Source organism: Desulfovibrio sp. JC022 (genome assembly GCF_010470665.1).
Lineage (GTDB): Bacteria > Desulfobacterota > Desulfovibrionia > Desulfovibrionales > Desulfovibrionaceae > Maridesulfovibrio.
The window spans coordinates 120,964-141,060 of record NZ_VOPZ01000003.1 but is presented as its reverse complement, the minus strand read 5'-3'; the positions used below and the strand labels follow the sequence as shown (position 1 = coordinate 141,060).

Below are 20,097 nucleotides of genomic sequence, written 5' to 3'. Positions count from 1 at the left end.
ACGTAACGTCTCCTCAACGGACATTGACTCTGACTGCGGCAAATCTGCTGGAAAACAAACAGGTTGCAGAGCAGTTATGCCAAGTCATGATGACTGAAGTCCTCAAACAAGCATTCTATATTTACGGCTTAAACAAGGACCAATGTCAAAGATCAAGGGGAGTTGCTGCATGATCTACAACTCCGAAAGTAGAGTAAGAGAAGAATGATTCTGTGCAAGCATAACCAACACAGTTGCCACTACGAGAAAGGCTTCCCAGTATTTCTCCAAAAACTGGAGACTCTCAATCAATCTGCGCCCCCCACCACACCGGAAATGATTGCGCACAACTAGACAGGATAGATGTTCTCCCTTAATAATCCTTTCAATATGCAAAAAACACATGAACAATTAGTATTCCAGTGCCATTTATGCCAAGGACAGAAATATATAGTTCGCCCCGGACATGCACGGGATGACCAAAATCTGCTACCTCTTGAATGTACTGAGTGCGGGCTGGTTCAACTGTCCTCGTTTTCGCATATCCATAAAGCGTTTTATAAAAACGGACAGATGCATGAAAACCAACCGGGAACCGCGAAACAGGCCGATCAACAAAGTTCCAAAGACACGGAACGCCGCTTTGCTCAGTGGAAGAAACTGATCCATAATCAAAGAGTTCTCGATATCGGATGTGGTCAAGGTGATTTTATATTACGGGCTCAAGACACTGCAAAAAGCATTACCGGCATAGAACCGGAAAACGCCATGCTCAAACGTTGCGAAAAAAAACGCCTTAATGTTTTTCCCGAACTGTCTTCCCTTCCATCATCAAATAAATTTGATGTAATCACCCTTTTCCACGTTCTAGAACACATGCCTGATCCCTTCCGGGAACTTGAAAAACTTCATCAATATTTTTTTAAATCAGAGAGAAGCCCCAAAACTTTGGTAATTGAAGTACCTAGCGCAGATGATGCTCTTCTATCCCTTTATGAAAACGAAGCATTCTCCAAATTCACATATTGGAGCTGCCACTTATATATGTTCAATGAAAGCACGCTGAAAAAACTTGCCGAAAAAGCCGGATACAGAACTCTGAAAATGATTCAATTCCAAAGGTACCCGCTTGCAAACCATTTATTCTGGCTGGCAAAAGGCGATAAAGGCGGACAAAACCACTGGTCTTTTCTTGATACCCCTCCCCTTTCCAAGACATATGCAGAGACATTGGCAAAACAAAAACTCTGTGACACCATTATCGGCGTTTTCACTCCCAAGTAATCCAGGCAAATAAAGGAAACAATTTTTATGTCAATAAACCCAATGCACGCTCAACCTCTCAGACTGATTATTGACAAGGCCGTAAAGGGTCTTCCCGTTTTCAGGTTCAGGTGCTCGGAATGTGACCATTTTTTCGAAACCTCCTTACGCCCGGCAGTCACTTCCCCTCTCTCCCTATTCAAGATCCTCAACGGAAAATACAAAGGAGCGGTCGCCTGGGAAACACAATGCCCCGCATGTAACCGCAACTTAACACTCAGTAGGGATTATGTATGCAATGTTGCCAAAGCAGATTTGTTAGAATTCTGCCGTAAAATACAATTCACGACTGAAGATTACACAAAACTCATACTGAATTTTTTCTGCATTGCCGAATCGTTGTACGAAATACTTGATGTCATACTTGTTAAGACCAGAACGGACAGGATAGGGCATCAGGTCGGCAATATTGCCGAGTATGTAGCTAAAATCAATGAAGAAGGAAAACTTGCGAACACTCTTATTTTCGGAGTGGCCCAAGATTCCGTGGCCAACAGCTATATTCTTGACTGGTGGAGAACATACGTACAATTCAGCTTCTGGACTAAGGATGCATACAAAACAGCCCTCCAATACAAGGGCCTACATAAATTTACATTAGATATATCCGAAAACAATCAAGGTGAAGATGGTATAGAATACATGCAACAGACCAAAGCAAGGTATATGCATTTCCCTTGGGACTTTAAATTTACAGAAGAAGAAGAAAAACACGCACAAGCAGAAATGCAGCGGATGGGCGTTGATCCACACAAACCCTTTGTCTGCTTCTGGGGCCGGGACTCGGCATATCTGAAACATCTGCTCAACAAACATTATTCATATCATGACTATAGAGATATGGATATCGACACTTACATTCCCTCCATGAAATGGCTGGCTGCCAAAGGGATCACTAGCATACGCATGGGAGCCGTGGTAGAAAAAAAACTCTCCACCTCCGGTACACGGATAGTTGATTACGCTTCATACCACCGCAGCGAATTCATGGATGTCTATTTGAGCGCCAAAAGCCTTTTCTGCATAGCCGCAGATACCGGGGTCAATCTACTCCCCATCTTTTTCCATAAAATAATAGGTATGGTAAATTACCCCATCTACAATATCCCCGGCGCATTCCTAAATAAAAATAGAATTTTTATATTCAAAAAATTCAAATCAATACAAAATAATGCCATGATTTCCTTTAAAGATTGCATCAAGATGAAGATAGCCGACCTTGACTGGTGCGTTGACATGGAGAACCAGAGCACTGTCCAGTTTTTAGACAATACTCCTGAGGAGATACTCGATTTGGTCAAAGAAGTTTACGACTTGGTAAACAATCACAATGTCCGGGAGCAAGAAGATTCGTTTCAGGACATATTTCATAAACTGGTAAACGAATCCATTATCCGGCAGCTTCCCTTTCCGCCGCAAAGCCAAATATGTCACAGTTTTTGCATGCGAAACCCATGGTTTCTCAAATAACAACCCACTTTAAGGATACGATGATGAAAGACACCTCCATCAAAAATTGGAACTCGGTAAAAAATTTCGTTGAAGAACGTGATCAAAAACGGGAAAACATTACACTTGGGGCAAGCCTTTCCGCAGACTTTTTCCATGATCCCAAGCACGTAGGTTTTATGCTCGCCAGATATAAATCCGCAGGCAGGATGCTGCCGCTGGATAAGTGCGATGTTCTTGAACTCGGTTGCGGTGAAGGGGTTGGAAGTGCTGTCATGGCCAGCTACTGCGACTCTCTGACCGGGATTGACAGCGATCAGAACGCCATAAATTGCGCCAACAGGATGGGATTCCCCATCAATTTCAAATGCGCTGACTTTCTGGGGCAAAAATTCGGAACTTTCCGAGCGGCAGTAAGTCTTGACGTTATCGAACATTTTGAAACCAAAATGGAAGACGAATTCCTTGAAACTATTGTCAAGAACCTCACCCCCAACGGAATGTGCATTATCGGTACTCCCAATGAGTCTGCAAGTGAATATGCTTCACCGGAAAGTCAGATGGCCCACATCAACCTTTACACACCACAACGACTCTATGGCCTGATTTCGAAATACTTTGAAAACACGGTTATTTTCGGGATGAATGACGAAACATTTCACACAGGTTTCTTCCCCATGTGCCATTACATCATGGCCGCAGGATTCGGAAAAAGAGATAAGGCTTTGAGATGATCGACACTGAAAGCATCCACTGCACAGGCTGCTCTGCGTGCATGAATATATGTCCTGAACAAGCCATTACGATGATCCCAGATCGTGAAGGATTCGCAACTCCTTACATCAATCATAACCAATGCACCCAGTGCGGGGAATGCGATTCATGCTGCCCCATTAAAGGAACCGTTTTTCATGCCGCCCCCCTTTATTGCTTCGCCGGCTGGGCAAAAGACCCTGCACAAGTGAAAAAAAGCTCCAGTGGCGGTATTTTCCCCATACTGGCAGAACACATTTTCGTCAGGAACGGATATGTGGCAGGCGCGGCAATAGATGAAAGCTTCAGTGTCCGCCATGAATTGGCGAAAAATCAGAAACAATTGTCCGCCCTTCGCTTCTCCAAATATGTCCAGAGCGATACAGGAAATATTTTCAGTAAAATTAAAGATCTCCTACAAAGCGGGAAAAAAATTCTGTTTTCCGGCACCCCGTGTCAGGTTGCTGGGCTGAACAATTTCTTAAATACCGATGACCCCAATTTTCTTACGGTGGAAATCCTGTGCAAAGGAGTTGCCTCGCCCGGTTTCTTCAAACGATATATCAAGGATTTGGAAAATGAAAACATAGCGAAAGTTTCCTTCAGAGATAAAAAATTTCCATGGAAAGACTCCTATTACAATTTTTCCCTCCAGGATAAACAAGGCAAACCTCTGAGTGAACAGAACGCGTGGGATAATCCCTTTTACCGCGCTTATCTAAAAGACGGACTCAGCCGCAAATCATGCTCCCAATGTAAATTTACCGACATACGCCGCTGTGCCGACATCACTTTGGGAGATTTTGACCATCACAACAAAGAAGTTCGCAATGACTGCGGCACCAGCCTCATATTACTGAATAGCCCAAAGGGCTCGGATCTACTCCCCTTTATGGAAAAAATGGCTACCCTCCATAGATACTCCATTGAGGAAGCAAGGGCGTACAACCGTCCGTTGTCGTCCCCGGCAGCAGCCTCAGCGGAACGCCCGGCCCTGTTTCAGGCATATCGCAACAAAAACAATTTAAACAACTGGTTGGAAAAACATATGTTTCATGTTGGAATTTTCGGACTGACCCGTGGGGACAATGTAGGCACACTTCTGCATACATACGCTCTGTTCAAAGCGGTGAATGATCTAGGCTACCAGGCGGAGGTAATCAACTTTTTCAATGTAAAACCCCCAAAAGATCCAGTCCTCGCGGCCTTCAGGCACAACTGGCTGAACCTGACCCCTTACTGCCCGACAAGACGTGATTTGCAGCAGATAAACTACCGAATGAAAAGAATTCTTGTCGGCAGTGATGTGCTTTGGTGGAAAATGCGCATGGATGATGTCTCCGCTAATATGCTTGACTGGGCATGGGGGGATGAAAAATCCTTAGCCTGCTATGCCTCAAGTTTCGGAGCGGAAACCTATGAAGGCAGTCTTGACAAGGACGCAGCCCAAAAACTGCTGCACCGTTTTGACGCCATTTCCGTACGGGAAGATTCCGGGCTTAACATCTGTAGGGATTTCGGGGTGGAAGCAACCCACGTACTTGACCCAACCCTGCTGCATGAAGCGGACACATACGAAGCGATCATAAATCAAGACTGCCGCATCAAGCTGCCACCGGACAAATATATCCTGGTCGTAAATTACCACCGTAACAACTCTGCGGCTGTTGACAACGGGATACTTGACCACCTTTTTGACAGTAAGTATGAAATAGTTAACGGCATAACTGACGAATTCGGACAGACCCGTTCTGTAGGCACACTGCTCAATCTAGTTAAGAACGCTGCATACGTAATCACCGACTCCTATCATTTCACCATTTTTTCACTGATATTCCATAAGCCGTTCTTAAGCCTGATGCCGCCCGACTACATGGATGCCCCGGCACGCATCCCTAGTCTGCTCAAACAGTTGGGCGTAAAAAACCGTATCTGCGGTCTGCTGGAGGATATCAATGAAGAATGGCTGGATATGCCCATTGATTATGAAACCTGCGACAGTAGGCTGAAAGTTGAACGTGAAAAGTCTATGGGTTTCCTAAAAAAGGCTCTTAAAATGCCTTTGGTAAAGAAAGAAAAAATCACCGACCCACAGCTTTTGAAAAACATGTCCCCCAAACTGGAATATCTGGTAGAAGAAGCATGTGACGCTGCGGACAATGCCGCCTTGGACGCACTAGACCACGGCATACGTCAAAATGATATGCAGGAAATACTGAAGCTTACCAAAAAGATCAGAAACGTTATCTCTTCATAAGACTTAGATGTTGCTGCCCTTTTCCAAAAAGGGCGGCAAACCTGCCGCAATCTGCCGCAATCCCTTTGTGTCGGACCTGAGATACAGCCCGCCCAGCATCGAGCAAGGCATCACAAGTCCAAGCTGTATCCCCAGGCACAAGTCTTAATTTTCCAACAAGTTCAAGCAGAGTTTCGCTCACCTCAGGGAGAATATTTAAGTCACGATTTGAGGCCAGTTCACGGGATAAATCAAAAATACGTTCAGCCAATCCGACTAACGCCATGACCACATTCGGATCGGCCGGAGGGAACTGGCAGGTATGGTTTAACGTGGAATGCCTTATCCGGGACCACAAATCTACAGCATGGCTGCCAAATCCGAACTCCTTACCTGTAATCTGCTTATACCAGCGCCAATCCGAGAAAAAGACAGGGGATGAGCTATAAAAATCAGCATCTGATCCGGCAGCTTCCAGGGCGCGGGGAATCGAGAAATTAATATCCTCAGTATGATTGAAAACATTATCCAAAGCCCAGTCCTTCACGTTGCGCGACATCCCGGGTAAATTGGAAAAATGCGACTCGAAAAAAGGAGTGATATTCTTTGCCTGCTCCAGCACAGAAAGTGATGGTTCAGCAAGCGCAAGCCCAAGAATTTTACGCACGGCATCTGAAAGAAAAGCAAGGTGTTCGCTACAGGTGACAACCGCTATGCCTTGAGGATTCACCAATTCTAAAACCTTACGCAGCAAGTTCTCAGGATTTGCCCGGCCCGGAATCAACCCCTCACAAAGAACCAAATCAAATCCGGAGTCGGGACTATAGTCATCCAAAAAACAATTTAAATACGTAATTGCAGAAGAGTCGCTGAACCGGGATTTTTCAAGAAGCTGCTTTGTTTTTTCAAGCCCACCCGAATTTGGCTCAACCAAAACATATTCGCCTGGCATACATGAAAGAGTAAAAAGCGAATTCTCTCCATTCCCCGGCCCAATTTCCAGCACAGAACGACCTTTCAGAAAAAGAGGTGGAATACCCAAGTGGGAATAAAGTGCGGCACGGCGCTGAAAATGGTAGTCCAACTCAGAAATATCCTGACTTTCCGGCAAAACCTGATTCTTGATATAAAACTCAGCTTGAGCGCGGTCACTCTTTTTCATGTCTTGCCCTTGGTATAATTAAACGAAATGGGACTCAGATTTTATTACGCTGCCAAGCGGTCAAAGCATCTACAACAACACCAAGCTCCTCCTTGTTCCTGCTTGGCCCGGCAGGAAGCATCACAGCCTGTCCCCAAAAATCAGCATAGGGAAATTTCCGGTCCTGCTGCCCAAAATGAGCAGCACTGTGCAGTGGAGCGTATGCAGGTCTGGCACTTATTCTACGCTCAGCAAGAAAATGCAACAATCCACTCTGGTCCGTACAAAGAACCTCAGGATAAAGTGGAATAGCATCCGAGGCATCGTCATAACGGATCAAACGAAGACTTTCAGAATCCTCCAACCGGGAGGCATAATAATCATATGTCGAATGAACACCCGCGATCAACTCATCCTTCTTATTAAAATGAACAAGAGCAATTGCCGCATGGAGGTCGGTAAGCCTAAAATTCCCGCCAGGCAGTTCCCAGCAGGTATCCTGTACAGACTGCGTACCATGCACACGCATCATCCGAAGTCGGTCGGCAACAGTATTATCCCCGGTAACCACAAAACCACCCTGCCCGGCAGGTATCAGCTTGGCAACCGACATTGAAAAACAACCGCTCCTACTCCGGGTCCCGGCATATCCTCCATCAGGATAAGAGCAGAACAATGCCTGAGTCGAATCGCTAACTATTTTTATGCCGTGTTTGTCCGCAATGTTACGAATGGCAGGCATATCACAGAGGCGACCATTGAGGTCCACGGGGATAACTACTTTTGTCCTGACGGTAATAGCCTTAGCAAAAGCGTCAGGGTCCATCAAAGAAACACCGGGGAGGGTATCCACCAACACGGGTCTAGCTCCCAGTAGGTACGGAGCATGAGCTGTGGCTATCCATGTGCGGTCAGGAACAACTACTTCATCACCCGGCCCAACGCCTGCTTCAAGCAATGCAAGAGTTAAAGCCTCGGTCCCGCTTCCGCAGGCAATCACATGCGGAACATCAAGTAGTTCAGAAATACGCAGTTCCAGCACTGAAGTAATCTTCCCCATGCTGACACTACGTGTCCTAACCGCCTCTGCAACTGCCGAAGCGGCATCTTCACTCAACTCTACATTCCACCAAGGTATCATCTTCATTTTAGATAAAGTTTATATGATCCGGTTTCGGACTTTCGGGTTCGGGAAGATCTTCATCAGGATTGTTCATTATCATATCAAGCATCTCGTTGACTTTATGCTGGTGACAAAGGGTTCCACAATCCTTACGAGCGTCAAAGCAGTCCCCTTTGATCATATCAAGTACTTCCCAATAACGCTCACTCTCCCACATTTCCTTGAAACCCTGCTCCATGAGGGAGCCGATGTGGTATTTTTTATATTTGTCGTTAAAAAACATTCCACAGGGAGCTACAATTCCCGCTCCAGAAACCTGAAGAACAAACGCAGGACCATAGCAATGACTATAGGTCCTCTTACCTTCACTTGTAATCTTAGACCACTTGGGCTTCACGAGATAATCCGGGGTAGACAGAGCCTGAGCCCGCTTGAGCAGATCTTCAAGCTGGGCATAACCTTTATAGTCAACACCAAGAGAACCTTCCTCATCATCCGAACAATGCTTGATGACCAGATAATCCACACCGGCATCCCTGCCAAGTTCGGCAAGGGGCATGATTTCACTGCCGAATTCGGGCAGCAGAACCATCTGTAGTCCGATGGTCACAGGAAGGTTAAGCTTTTTTTTGGTCTCCACGGCCTTGCGTATGGTACCCTGAACTTTGTGGTAACATTTTTCGCTTACCCCATGAATCGTACTGTATCCTTCTGGGGTTCCGGCAGAGATATTGAATCGCAGATAAGTAAGACAGGGAAGAATCTCTTCCAAATCCTCATCTTTAAGCAAATAACCATTAGTGCCGAGAGCCATGTCCAACCCTTTTGATTTACCATGGATAATGGCTTCTTTCAGGCAGGGATTGCAGGTATTTTCCCCATCCCCGATCAATGCGATGGCCTTAACTCCTATCTCAGCAGCGTCGTCGAGAAACTTCATCACAACGTCCCGCGACAAACCACCTGTGCCTTTGCGCTGCAACTGGCCGTAGCAAAAAGTACAATTGTATGAACAGTTCGTCGTGATAGCACACTCAATGTACAGGGGGGCTATTCTTTCGCCGTTGAGCCATGCCCTTACTCTGTCCATATGCCAGACAAGCTTTGTGCCGTCTAAAATCAGATTCTGACCGATTGACATAAATTCTCCTGATATTTTAAACCGCTAAATAAAGTTAACATGCGGACCTGGATGCCTTAGTTCCCACAGATATTCATTGCATAAATCCATCCTGCAATTCAAATGACAATCCTCGATTGAAAAATCATCCGGTAGTCGCCTACTTGCAATCAACTCTTCAAAGCTGCTTGTAAAAATATTCCCATAATTAAATTCCTGTTCACCAATATGCCTGAGACATCCCCAAAAATCTCCGCCGGAATCGACATATCCCCAAAAAGGCAGAGCAAGGCACTTATCATAGCTTGCTGTAAATTCTTTTCGGCGCATGGCTTCATGGCGGAATATAATTTTAAAATCCGTTGTATTCAATTCATCAAGTTCCGCAGCCACCCCCGCCAGACACGCATATTCCGGAACTAAACAGACATCCTTGGTGCTTTGCCGGTGGACGGAATACGGTTTGATAACCATGTAATCCACGCCGAAATCACGCATCGCTACGCCAAGTTTTACAGCCTCATCCATATTTTCTGAAAGCAGGAGCATTTGCACACCTATAGTACAAGTGCTGCCCTGCTCGGCCCGTATCTTCACCGCTTCGGCAATGTTATCCATAAACTTATAGAAATCTGACGGGTCTGTCCCATGAATCCGTGCATACGTATCCGCTGTTCCGGCATTGCATGAAATTTTGATCCAGCTGGCTACAGAAAGGACATCTCTTGCTTTATCCGGAGTAAACAAAACCCCGTTGCTTGTAAGGGAAACATCAATCCCTGCTTTTTTGGTCTCCACTGCGAGTTCGACCATCCGGCGATGCATGAATGGCTCACCCTCACCACAGTACATTATGGATTTCACTCCGACCCTGCCCATGCCCGCCAAAACCGGTTTCATGTCTTCAAGCTCAAGGTAATTCGGCTTGTGCCCCATAAAATCCATGCCGCAGAATACGCATCTGTGATTACATGCCCCAGTCGGAGAAAGCTCCAGATAAATAGGCGAGACAGGCTTCCCGTCAAGCCACTCCGTCACACGCCGGGGGTGAAACATCAACTTATGGGAATCGATGCGAAATTTATCTGCCATTTAGGTTCTCCATTTTATCCATCCAGTGATGCAGGATGCCGGCATGACAGGTTTCGGTCTCTCCATAAGTATTGGACGGAACATAGAAATTGATATCACCGAGGCCACTTAGCTTGTTATCCGCCTTGAACCCTGTCAGCGTAATCAGGCTGACCCGGCTCCTTCTAGCAACCTTTGCGGCTGCTATTACATTAGGAGAATTTCCTGATGACGAAATGGCCACCAGCATATCTCCGGGCCGGGCATAACGCTGTAGAGGAACAGCAAAAATCTGATCAAAACTTATGTCGTTGCCAATGGCGGTCAACTCGGAAAGATCGGTGAACACCCGCGTCCTAACCATAGCATTTTTGGAAAGATCTGCCGCAAAGTGGGAGGCCATGGAAGCTGAAGCACCATTTCCGATAAGATAAATTGTACTGTCATTTTTTTGCACCTCTGCACCCAATTCCACCCAACGAGCAAATGCAGAGTCTGGATCATTCGCAACAATCCCGCTCGTTTCAATATTGAGCAATAAATTGTTTAAATTACTTACTGTGCTGCTCCACTGCACATTAACTTCCTCCATTTTTCCAAAGCCAGTTCAGAAAAACCGATATCTGCCGCCCATCATTTAGATGGCTTAAAATTATACGGAGTCGGCGCACCGGACTGGATTTCGCCATGCCAGCTTTTAATCTGCATTTCAATGTCAACGCCGACATTACCACTCCATGCCTCTATTAATTTTCGAGTTATCTCCCCGGAAGCTCCGGACCCGATAGGATTCCCGTTGAGACTGGTTACGGGCAGTACGCAAAACGGAGTTCCAGTCATGAATGCTTCATCTGCGAGATACACATCATAAAGATCAAGGTTTGCCTCACGAACCGGGATATTCAATTGCGGGGCAAGAGTCTCCATCACATACTCCCTGCTGATACCGCGTAGGACATTCCGCCCTTCAGGGGTAATGATCTCTCCTTCCTTCACAATGAAAAAATTATCTCCCGTCCCTTCGGCCACAAAACCGTCAGTATCCAACAGGAGTGCCCAGTTGTTATTTCCCGGAATCTGGGCCGCCTGCATGTTGGCCATGAGGTAATGTATCCGGCTCCTGTTTTTTATTTTAGGATCAAGCAGTGATGCCGGAATCGCCCTTTGCGAAGGCACCACGGCATTAATTCCCGTATCAAACAGCGGTCCCATTGCCGCAACTGTCCAGCGTAAAGGGAAATCGGCAATAATGAGATTCGGGCCAGGATCCAAATCAATGACCCCTTCATATAATCCCAGCACCCCCCGACTGACATCAATCATTAGACGATGTTCATCATCTTTCCTGAAACAGGGCTTATTCACCTCGATTGTTTCCAGACATGCTTTTTCGATCTCATCCACATTCATACCCAATGGAATCTGCAAGATCTTTAAGCCCGCCAACAGCCTTTTAATATGCTCACGCAGCTTAAACTGCTCACCTGCAAATGAACGAGTCATTTCAAAAACCATATCACCGAACATTAAAGCGGAATCATAGATGGAAACGCGCGCTTCTGATTCAGGTATGAATTCACCGTTCCAAAAAACCTTCCGTCCGCTTGCTTGGGTCATGATTCGAAATCTCCTATCCTTGGGCCATTAGTTGAAGTTGATGCAGAAGGGGGGAACCATAACGGCTCACTTTGAATTCAACAAGTTCAAACTGCTCTTTGGTATCTATCTCATCGGTTGGGGTGCAAATATGGGCCAAACGCCTGTCACCGTATAAATCCGAATTCCTGCGCAGGTAATTAACCCGAAAAACATCCGCAACCCCATCCCAGGCATATGCCTTGGGACAATCCTGACGCCGCAGAGAAAGGTACTTATTCCCCATAAATCCGGAAAAAATGCCACCCGCTTCAAGCTTAAAATTTTTTACAGGCGATTCGGCAATCTCATATCCGGTACAAAGTGACGTGCAGTCCGGCCTTTGCGCGAAGGCATCTATGGCGTCATCCAGATCCTGCGGATCCCTCAAAGGTGTGGTTGGTCTAAGCAATATAACCAGTTCAGGATTCCAACCTCCATTCTCAATAAACCAGTCCAATGCATGCAGAACATAGTCAATATCCGAAGAAGTATCGCCAGAGATATGTTTAGGCCTAAGAAAGGGGGGATACTCTCCATAACCGCCTGCAATATCGGCATATAGCGGACTATCAGTGGAAACAACGACATGACTGATCCGCTTGGCGAGCCTAGCCGCAGCAAGACTCCACGCCAACAACGGATGCCCGGCAAGTTCTTTGATGTTTTTATCAGGAATCCCTTTAGAACCACTTCGAGCTGGAATTATGGCCAGTACTTCCATATTTTTACTCATGAAGATGTAGGGCAACCCCAATATTCGCATTTGGAACACAGGGGCACTTCATTACGCCTTCCCGCAATATGAAGAGCCTTCCACTTCATACGCTGCTCGCCGTTCCACAACTCATCCAGAGTCATATCATTCACATTGCCCAGCACTCCGACTCCCTGGGGGTCAAAACGTACACAAATGGAAAATTCACCCTTGTGATTAATGCACGGGTGACCCAAAAAATCCCAGCAAACCCCGACTTCTGGAATGGTGGGCTGGCACTTCTTATAATTAAAGCTACCCATAGGGGAATGCAGTACGCGACGGATATACATCTGCCCGAGGCTATCGTAACGACTACTGTCCACATCGCCGATCAAACGCAAGGTCACAAACGGTTTCATATCCTTTTTTATTTTTAAAAATTCTTCCAGAATTTCATACTGCTCATCGGCCTCTTCATCATTCTCAAAAATCGATACAGAGAGGGTTTCCAGGTTACCGATTATTTCATCGGCTTTCTCAACAAGGAGTTTTCCGTTCGTAACTATGTTACGGAGATTCTTCGGAAAAAGCTTAACAGCTGAACCAAAATGAGGATAGAGCAGGGCTTCCCCGTCACGATGAAACTGGACAACAATACCCTCAGGAATCTGGGGGGCGATCTTCTTCAGCAGGTCAAAATCCATATCACCATAATCGATTGCCAGCTGCGGATAATCCCGGTCCACCTTTCTCCGTCCGCACATCCAACAATTCTTATTGCAGCGACTGGTCAACTCCAGGTTGATAGTTCCAAGACCGTTTAAAGACATAGTAATCCTTAAGCCTGCTTAATGTGCATACGCAGTTTGCCGGCCACGGCTTCTTCTTCCGGCAGAACACATTTGAGTCCGTCGCCCAGAGCTTTTTCAATTTTGCGCACAGCCCCCACAAGCTGACGCAGGCCGTTGATTTCAACGCTAGCAGCCTGATCTGAACCGTACATAGCGCGGTTGAGAGTTATGTGCCTTTCAAGGGAAGTAATGCCCATTGCTGCGGCAGCATATGAAATGGCAAGCCCAACTTCATGCCCGGAATAACCGACATCGCACCCAAAGACTTCGCGCAGGGTGTTGATGCATCTCAAATTTGCATTGCTTTCATCCATAGGATAAGTTGACACGCAATGCATAAGTTCAAAAGGGCACCCTGCATCACGAAAAATATCTACAACAGCCCCTATTTCTTCCATTGAACTCATCCCGGTTGAAATAAACGTATGCCTGCCCCGCCTGGCAAGTTCTTTTACAAAAGTCAGGTCCACAAGCATGGCTGATGCAATTTTGGCATATTTACATTCAAACTGATCTAAAAATTCAAGACTATTCAAATCCCAGGCAGAAGCAAACCACTCAATATCAAGAGCTTTGCAATATTCATCTATAACTTTATATTCCTCTAATCCGAACTCAAGGCCCTCTTTCTGTTCACGCTGTGTGGTGCCCCATGGAGACTCGCGGGGAGCAGCCAGATCTTCCGGGGAATAAACAATGTCGATATCCCTTTTCTGAAATTTCACCGCATCACAGCCGCAATCTTTAGCCGCCTTAATGAGATCCTTGGCTATCTGTAAATTGCCATTATGATTAATTCCAATCTCGGCAATAATAAAAATAGACATAAAAATCCTCCAAGTTAACATCCTCTCCAGAAACGGAGAAAACCATCACCACAAAAGTGTACTAGCAACCCAATCCTGACCGGCAAAGCAAAAAAAATAACTACATTCGAAAAAACCAACTAAAACCTTATCGTCTGGTTTTGTTCCTTCATTAGGGGCAGCTTCATTTTAAATGTCCCCCGCAATTAGTTCCAAAAACACATATTTCAAAAAAACAACACGCTAAGTAATTACGTCAATCTTCCCACATACAACAGAATTGTCAAGCATGAAGGATGTTTGCGGACATCATCAAATTATCTTGACCTTGCCGTTAAACGGACAATATATTCGCAAACATGGGCATAGCCGAGTACAAGAGACACCCGACACTATAAACCAGCCAAACGAGGACTTCATGTCACCCACTACGAAAACCACCTGCACAATATCCCGCATGGACATGAATGAAAAACTTCTGCATTTCGAAAAAAACAATCCGCAAATCATCGACACCCTAAAATTAGACAATAACCTGACTTCCCTCTTAGCTGAAACAATTGACCGACAACTGGGATACGATTTCTTTTCAAAAAATATAAAGCAGGTTCTGAACTTAAATCTTTGGCCCATTTTTCGGTCATGTTATCTTAAATCATTTGCCAACAGCAATGTGAATCAATATGTTTTAAACAATTTCAAAAGTAATAATCCTATAGATATTCACATCAAAGAACTCCACGTATCAGAAACCGAGACGCTAAACGCAAAAAACAACTGTATTATTTTAACACATCCCAATCTGCATTCTCAGAAATACAATTCCCTAAAATACGACCCATACCTTGATCCCGTATATGAGGCAGCCCTGAGGGCAGGATTAACCCCACTAAAATTATCCCATTCGCAATGGAGTGAGGAGAAACTCCTTTATCCGTTTCGCGATATCAGCATAAACAACACAAAACATATACATATTGCCCCCATCGACATAACCCAGAAAGGGTACGATAAATACGTAACCAGATGTATTGCATGCGGACTTCCTCCGATCAGTATCTATTATGTTCTCAACGAATTTTATTCTGTATTTTCTTACATACCTGCCGTAAACAAGCTCATAGATTTAGCTTCTCCAAAAATGATCGTAACAGAGTGTTATTATTTCAACACCATACACATGGCATTCAGCCTTGTTTGCAGAGCAAAGGATATCCCGTACGCAGACTACCAGCATGGATTGCAAAACTGGCCCCATCAGCCATATCATTTCCCGAAAATTCCCAGCGAAGGTTTTAAATTGATTCCTGAATATTTTTTAACATGGGGAGAAAAACCAACTCAAAACCTGAACAAATATTTTGCTAATCAAGATAACCACAAAGCTATAACTGCGGGCAGCCCCGCATATACAGCGTGGTCTAACGAAGAAATCTCCGGCGACCAAAGCAATATTCAACAGCTAAAAACAAGTATCGGCAACAAAACAGCCATTGCCGTAGCACTTACTTTTGAAAGTCAGGAGGCCTTCAAAAATCTACTTAAAGCAATAAAAAAAGCACCTAAAGACTGGATATGGATTTTCCGAAGACACCCCATGGATGAAGATCCAAAAGAAAAATATCTGACATACAAATTAGACCGCATCGGAGCGCACTACACCATAGATCTAAGCTCTTCAATGAATCTTCACGACGTCCTTTCCATGTGCAAACACTGCGTTTTACATGCCTCATCAACAGCATATGAGGCTATTTACCTTCACAATCTTAAGGTTACATCCATAACCGGACCGGATTCCGACTGGCATAAGCTGCTCAAGGAAGAAACCGAACTGAAAAACGTAACCTATGCAAACACACCGGAACAAATTATTGAAAGCATCCAAAAAGGGATAGACAAATATCCCCATCAACCGCCCGCGCCGCACTATATATCAAAAGACACAACCCTGCTGGAAAAAACACTCAAAAGTATTGCCGGAGTATAAAAACAACAAAAGGCTGCCCTTATAAAAAGACCGCCCTGTGCAACTTAAGTTATTTACTCCAGAGTGCTTAGTGCCCCATATCCAAAAGCTTCCGAGCTTCAATTAAGATGTTCTCTGCAGTCAAACCATTCTGGTTCATGTGCTGCAATTGTGTTCCATAATTCTCGCTGAATGAATCTGCCAATCCAACACGCTTCATGCGCAAAGGATTGGGCAGGCAGGCTTCAACCAGTATTTCAGCCACAGCCCCTCCAAGCCCTCCAAGCACACTGTGTTCCTCCACAGTGATCACGCAGGACGCTTTTCGCGCTTTGCCTATTATTGCCTCGCTGTCCAAAGGTTTAACCGTAGGCAGATGCAGGATGGAAGATTCTATACCATTTTCAGCAAGTAGCTTTCCGGCTTCTTTTATGACTCCGAGAGCAACTCCACAACCCAGAATCAGAACGTCGTTTCCTTCCCGGTATTGATAGGCCTTTCCTATTTCAAAACTCGTTTCTTCGGTCACAATGGGGTCGTACCCCTTGGCAAGCCTAATAAAAAGAGGGCCCTGATGTTCAAGTGTATGCGGCATAAGCCGTTCCATTTCTTTTGCATCGGCAGGAGCCAGCACTGTCATATTGGGTATGACCCGGAGTATGGAAATATCCTCTGTGGCCCAGTGGGTGGGGCCGAGGGGAGCATAAACAAGCCCTCCGCCATTGCCTATAAAACGCACATTCAAATTGTGCAGGCAGGCATCCAGCACCAGCTGCTCATAACAGCGCCGAGTCAAAAAACTCTGGATAGTATTTACATAAACCACCTTTCCTTCTCTGGCTAGACCGCAAGCCATGCCGACTACATGCCCTTCAGCAATGCCCTCCATGAAAAACCGCTCAGGCATCTCTTCTTGAAAATGCTCAAGGGTTCCCGCACCGAGATCCGAACCAACAAAGACAACCCTTTTATCTTTCTTTGCAAGAAGATAAATCTGTTCAAGGCAAGCTTTACGCATCGTATTCCTCAATACTTTTGATCATAAGTGCATAATCCTCATTAGACATCTTGGTCTTGTGGTGCCATAGAGGATTGTTCTCGGCAAAAGGAATTCCTTTGCCTTTCACCGTATGGCAGATAATTGCTGAAGGCTTGTCCGTTTCAAATGGCAGTTCCCGGAAAACATTTTCCAAAGCATTCACATCATGACCGTCCACTTCCTGTGTGGAGAATCCGAAGCTGCGCCATTTTTCCGCCAACGGTTCCAATCCTGAAATCTTTTCGGTACAGCCGTAGGACTGCAATTTGTTATAGTCTACAACCACGGTCAATGCGCCAAGCTTCTGCCTAGAAGCACTCATTGCCGCTTCCCAGACACTACCTTCACCACACTCACCGTCCCCGAGCACGACAATCACCCTGCTTTTCGAACCATCTATTCTCAAAGCCGCAACAATGCCGACAGCAAGAGAAAGTCCATGTCCCAGACTGCCTGTGGCAAACTCCACTCCGGGAATTTTAGCGGTGGGATGTCCGCCAACAAGCCCGTCGTAAGCACAAAAGCTGAACAACTCATCGTTAGTGATAAAGCCGTTTTCCTGTAACAACACATACAGTGCTAGACACCCATGCCCCTTGCTTAAAATAAAGCGGTCACGCTGAGCGTAATCGATAACCGAAGAATCAAATTCCAAAACAGAATCATAGAGCACCCTTAAAATTTCCACCAAAGACATTGATGGGCCGATATGACCGCGCCCGGCATGGTAAAGAACATCAACTATTTTTTTTCTAAGTTCTTTTGAGCGTTGATCCAAAGAAGTTCTCCTTATTATTTCATACTCGCAATTATGTACTTGCGCATACTTTCCTTACTGACAGCACGATCATTACCCATAATACTGACTGCAAGGGAACCGGCAATATTTCCCAAAAAGCCCACCAGTTCTTCATGCAATCCCATGCACCCGGCAAGAGCTGCAATGGAAAACAATGCGTCACCGGCTCCGACACGGTCCACAACATTTGAATTAAAAGATGGAATCTTCACGAATTCGCTTTTGGGGTTGTACAACGAACACCCCCTACTACCCTGAGTCACCATACTAATTTTTGCTCCAAGCTTATCGCCTGTTTCCATCAGCAAAGGACGCAGTTCATTGGTCTGGTCACGGGTTTCAAGACGCAACTCATGTTCGGCCAGAGAAAAAAAATCCAGACGCGGAAATTTACCTATAGTATTGAATCCGCGGTTTCCGGCATTGGCCTGAGTATTTACAGCAAGATAAGGTGATTTCTTAACAAGAATATCGACAATGGACGGAGTTATAAAACCATGCCCGAAATCGGCAACCAGAACGAGGTCGTATCCCGAAACAAGGCTGTCAATCTGGTTGCATATTTCTTTTTCCAGCAACTTTGGAAGTGGCTCGTCGTTCATAATATATAACTCCATCACCTTACTTAAGGAATAGGAATCAATATAGCGACGTTTGAGTGTTGTCGGAGCTTTGGGGCGAGTAAAAAAATAAGGGATAATTTTAGGATTCAATTTTTCACGAATGAATCCCTCATGACTGTCTTCCGCTCCCAGCATGGAAAGCAATGTGACTTCTCCGGCAAAATTGGCCACGTGATTGGCAACAACCAAAGCCCCCCCGGCATAAAGCTCACGGGACTGATACTTAAGCGCGAGAATCGGATCTTTTGAGGATTTACCCAAAGTGGATGCAATCTGGTACTCATCAATAATGGTATCTCCCAAAATGAGAACCTTCAACTCCTCTATGCGGTCCAGTGACTCTAGGACATCATACAAGGCATAACGTTTGCGGAACATTTTAAGATATTCATCAAGCTCCTCGCTGTTCCGACTCAAATAACGGTTAATAAGGTTGGAAGAACTGAACACGATATCAGAAGTAAAAATTAGCTTCGCACCGATGGCCTTAACGACTTTGGCCTCCATGCCAATTTTCTCTTCTGGGTCATCATCAATATCCTTGAACTCATCACCCTTGGCATAAACATCGGGGCGTATGCTCCACAGAGTTTCTTCCGCAGTGGGCCATTCATTAATAGCCACATAGTCGGTTTCCATTAGGGAAGCCAGAGCCTCTGCTCGCAAAGAATCAGGGAAAGCCGGACGATCTGGCCCCTTGTCGACATACTGGTCGGGAGTCAGCGTAACCATGAGCACATCAGCATACTCCCGAGCCTGATTAAGATAACGGATATGACCAATGTGCAAGAGATCGAATACACCATGGCAAAGTACTACGCTTTTGCCTTCCTTTTTCAGCTGAACTGATATTTCTGATAATTCAGCGATAGTTTTAATCTTGCTGTCAATAGCGACCATATCTATAAATTCCATTGTTGTCTGATTAATTTCAAATACCGTCCTCACTTAAGAATGGGTCCCTACCTGTCTTCGTTCAATTTTATCGTTTTCTACCCCATCCCAATAGCCCAAAGCCGTGCCAGATTTTGTTCTGGACAATGTACCCAAAACAACAGGTCAATAACACCAAGGCCTTTACTTATTTTTATACAAATGGAAATACAATTCAACAACCACAGCAACAGATTTGTCAATAGCCCCCAAAGAACTCCACCCCCAAGTCAAATATGGCCAATAATTGATCCACTATTATTGATCTGGACAAGTTTGACAAATACTTTGTGAACGTTAGCATTTTTGCTCTTTTTAAACCAAATAAGATTCATTCGACTCAAGAGAACTCTTGACAAAATGAAAGGCCATAGCGTCCGCTCAATATCCACACCAATGAACGCTGAAAAGGAAGAATAGCCATATCCACAAGTTTCATCTACCACACCTTGATTCTGCCCGGCTATGACTCTGTTCGGTAAAATTTTATTGTCGTTAACGTACTGATTTATGTGAAGCCAAAACAAAGCTTGTAAAATGTCCCTGC

General features: G+C 45.2%; 17 protein-coding genes. 5 read left to right on the top strand and 12 right to left on the bottom strand.

Translation table 11 applies throughout. The features are described from left to right. Nucleotides 1–552 precede the first annotated feature (552 nt). The 4 genes from FMS18_RS05860 (at nucleotide 553) to FMS18_RS05845 (ending at nucleotide 5,761) form a co-directional block, all read left to right on the top strand. A complete protein-coding gene (locus tag FMS18_RS05860; RefSeq protein ID WP_163292816.1) occupies nucleotides 553–1,263 on the top strand; it encodes a class I SAM-dependent methyltransferase in 711 nt (236 codons plus the stop codon). Between the two features lie 294 nt (nucleotides 1,264–1,557). Further along, nucleotides 1,558–2,772, top strand: coding sequence for a TIGR04372 family glycosyltransferase (locus tag FMS18_RS05855; protein WP_163292815.1), 1,215 nt, complete (start codon nucleotides 1,558–1,560; stop codon nucleotides 2,770–2,772). Nucleotides 2,773–2,795: 23 nt separating this feature from the next. Next, on the top strand, nucleotides 2,796–3,485 hold the full coding sequence (locus FMS18_RS05850) for a bifunctional 2-polyprenyl-6-hydroxyphenol methylase/3-demethylubiquinol 3-O-methyltransferase UbiG (RefSeq protein WP_203544543.1): 690 nt from the start codon (nucleotides 2,796–2,798) through the stop codon (nucleotides 3,483–3,485). Beyond that, nucleotides 3,482–5,761, top strand: coding sequence for a polysaccharide pyruvyl transferase family protein (locus tag FMS18_RS05845; protein ID WP_163292813.1), 2,280 nt, complete (start codon nucleotides 3,482–3,484; stop codon nucleotides 5,759–5,761). Before FMS18_RS05850 ends, FMS18_RS05845 begins: the two co-directional genes overlap by 4 nt. On the opposite strand, the gene FMS18_RS05840 is transcribed toward FMS18_RS05845, so the two are convergent. Genes FMS18_RS05840 through FMS18_RS05800 form a run of 9 tightly spaced genes read right to left on the bottom strand, consistent with a single transcriptional unit; the run spans nucleotide 5,748 to nucleotide 14,208 of the window. After that, a complete protein-coding gene (locus FMS18_RS05840) occupies nucleotides 5,748–6,902 on the bottom strand; it encodes a bifunctional 2-polyprenyl-6-hydroxyphenol methylase/3-demethylubiquinol 3-O-methyltransferase UbiG (protein WP_163292812.1) in 1,155 nt (384 codons plus the stop codon). The genes FMS18_RS05845 and FMS18_RS05840 overlap by 14 nt on opposite strands. 34 nt (nucleotides 6,903–6,936) lie before the next feature. Further along, complete coding sequence (locus FMS18_RS05835) at nucleotides 6,937–7,998, bottom strand: DegT/DnrJ/EryC1/StrS aminotransferase family protein (RefSeq protein ID WP_163292811.1); 1,062 nt, start codon at nucleotides 7,996–7,998, stop codon at nucleotides 6,937–6,939. A gap of 31 nt (nucleotides 7,999–8,029) precedes the next feature. Beyond that, on the bottom strand, nucleotides 8,030–9,145 hold the full coding sequence (locus FMS18_RS05830) for a radical SAM protein (RefSeq protein ID WP_163292810.1): 1,116 nt from the start codon (nucleotides 9,143–9,145) through the stop codon (nucleotides 8,030–8,032). Between the two features lie 24 nt (nucleotides 9,146–9,169). Further along, nucleotides 9,170–10,216 carry a radical SAM protein gene (locus tag FMS18_RS05825; RefSeq protein WP_163292809.1) on the bottom strand — a complete coding sequence of 349 codons (1,047 nt, stop codon included), beginning with the start codon at nucleotides 10,214–10,216 and terminating at the stop codon, nucleotides 9,170–9,172. Further along, nucleotides 10,206–10,772, bottom strand: coding sequence for an SIS domain-containing protein (locus tag FMS18_RS05820; RefSeq protein ID WP_368854150.1), 567 nt, complete (start codon nucleotides 10,770–10,772; stop codon nucleotides 10,206–10,208). Before FMS18_RS05820 ends, FMS18_RS05825 begins: the two co-directional genes overlap by 11 nt. 56 nt (nucleotides 10,773–10,828) lie before the next feature. After that, on the bottom strand, nucleotides 10,829–11,812 hold the full coding sequence (locus tag FMS18_RS05815) for an aminotransferase class IV (protein ID WP_163292807.1): 984 nt from the start codon (nucleotides 11,810–11,812) through the stop codon (nucleotides 10,829–10,831). Between the two features lie 13 nt (nucleotides 11,813–11,825). Then, complete coding sequence (locus FMS18_RS05810) at nucleotides 11,826–12,566, bottom strand: acylneuraminate cytidylyltransferase family protein (RefSeq protein ID WP_163292806.1); 741 nt, start codon at nucleotides 12,564–12,566, stop codon at nucleotides 11,826–11,828. Then, complete coding sequence (locus tag FMS18_RS05805; RefSeq protein WP_163292805.1) at nucleotides 12,563–13,360, bottom strand: radical SAM/SPASM domain-containing protein; 798 nt, start codon at nucleotides 13,358–13,360, stop codon at nucleotides 12,563–12,565. The genes FMS18_RS05810 and FMS18_RS05805 overlap by 4 nt, the downstream gene beginning before the upstream one ends. Before the next feature lie 8 nt (nucleotides 13,361–13,368). Further along, nucleotides 13,369–14,208, bottom strand: coding sequence for an N-acetylneuraminate synthase family protein (locus FMS18_RS05800; RefSeq protein ID WP_163292804.1), 840 nt, complete (start codon nucleotides 14,206–14,208; stop codon nucleotides 13,369–13,371). 397 nt (nucleotides 14,209–14,605) lie between these two features. Here FMS18_RS05800 and FMS18_RS05795 point away from each other — a divergent pair, with 397 nt between their 5' ends. After that, nucleotides 14,606–16,177 carry a hypothetical protein gene (locus tag FMS18_RS05795; protein ID WP_163292803.1) on the top strand — a complete coding sequence of 524 codons (1,572 nt, stop codon included), beginning with the start codon at nucleotides 14,606–14,608 and terminating at the stop codon, nucleotides 16,175–16,177. Nucleotides 16,178–16,244: 67 nt separating this feature from the next. On the opposite strand, the gene FMS18_RS05790 is transcribed toward FMS18_RS05795, so the two are convergent. The 3 genes from FMS18_RS05790 to FMS18_RS05780 are packed head-to-tail and all read right to left on the bottom strand — an operon-like array spanning nucleotide 16,245 to nucleotide 19,532. Continuing rightward, the gene (locus FMS18_RS05790) at nucleotides 16,245–17,174 is read right to left on the bottom strand and encodes a transketolase family protein (RefSeq protein WP_163292802.1); all 930 of its coding nucleotides are present in this window, start codon (nucleotides 17,172–17,174) and stop codon (nucleotides 16,245–16,247) included. Then, the gene (locus FMS18_RS05785) at nucleotides 17,167–17,988 is read right to left on the bottom strand and encodes a transketolase (protein WP_368854151.1); all 822 of its coding nucleotides are present in this window, start codon (nucleotides 17,986–17,988) and stop codon (nucleotides 17,167–17,169) included. Before FMS18_RS05785 ends, FMS18_RS05790 begins: the two co-directional genes overlap by 8 nt. Beyond that, a complete protein-coding gene (locus FMS18_RS05780; RefSeq protein ID WP_239060953.1) occupies nucleotides 17,988–19,532 on the bottom strand; it encodes a PfkB family carbohydrate kinase in 1,545 nt (514 codons plus the stop codon). Before FMS18_RS05780 ends, FMS18_RS05785 begins: the two co-directional genes overlap by 1 nt. Between the last annotated feature and the right edge of the window lie 565 nt (nucleotides 19,533–20,097).

Bases quoted from the DNA above. Each gene is read 5' to 3' on its own strand.
- FMS18_RS05860 (WP_163292816.1), top strand. From the start codon at position 553: ATGCATGAAAACCAACCGGGAACCGCGAAACAGGCCGATCAACAAAGT.
- FMS18_RS05850 (WP_203544543.1), top strand. From the start codon at position 2,796: ATGAAAGACACCTCCATCAAAAATTGGAACTCGGTAAAAAATTTCGTT.
- FMS18_RS05845 (WP_163292813.1), top strand. From the start codon at position 3,482: ATGATCGACACTGAAAGCATCCACTGCACAGGCTGCTCTGCGTGCATG.
- FMS18_RS05840 (WP_163292812.1), bottom strand. From the start codon at position 6,902: ATGAAAAAGAGTGACCGCGCTCAAGCTGAGTTTTATATCAAGAATCAG.
- FMS18_RS05830 (WP_163292810.1), bottom strand. From the start codon at position 9,145: ATGTCAATCGGTCAGAATCTGATTTTAGACGGCACAAAGCTTGTCTGG.
- FMS18_RS05825 (WP_163292809.1), bottom strand. From the start codon at position 10,216: ATGGCAGATAAATTTCGCATCGATTCCCATAAGTTGATGTTTCACCCC.
- FMS18_RS05815 (WP_163292807.1), bottom strand. From the start codon at position 11,812: ATGACCCAAGCAAGCGGACGGAAGGTTTTTTGGAACGGTGAATTCATA.
- FMS18_RS05810 (WP_163292806.1), bottom strand. From the start codon at position 12,566: ATGAGTAAAAATATGGAAGTACTGGCCATAATTCCAGCTCGAAGTGGT.
- FMS18_RS05805 (WP_163292805.1), bottom strand. From the start codon at position 13,360: ATGTCTTTAAACGGTCTTGGAACTATCAACCTGGAGTTGACCAGTCGC.
- FMS18_RS05800 (WP_163292804.1), bottom strand. From the start codon at position 14,208: ATGTCTATTTTTATTATTGCCGAGATTGGAATTAATCATAATGGCAAT.
- FMS18_RS05795 (WP_163292803.1), top strand. From the start codon at position 14,606: ATGTCACCCACTACGAAAACCACCTGCACAATATCCCGCATGGACATG.
- FMS18_RS05790 (WP_163292802.1), bottom strand. From the start codon at position 17,174: ATGCGTAAAGCTTGCCTTGAACAGATTTATCTTCTTGCAAAGAAAGAT.
- FMS18_RS05780 (WP_239060953.1), bottom strand. From the start codon at position 19,532: ATGGAATTTATAGATATGGTCGCTATTGACAGCAAGATTAAAACTATC.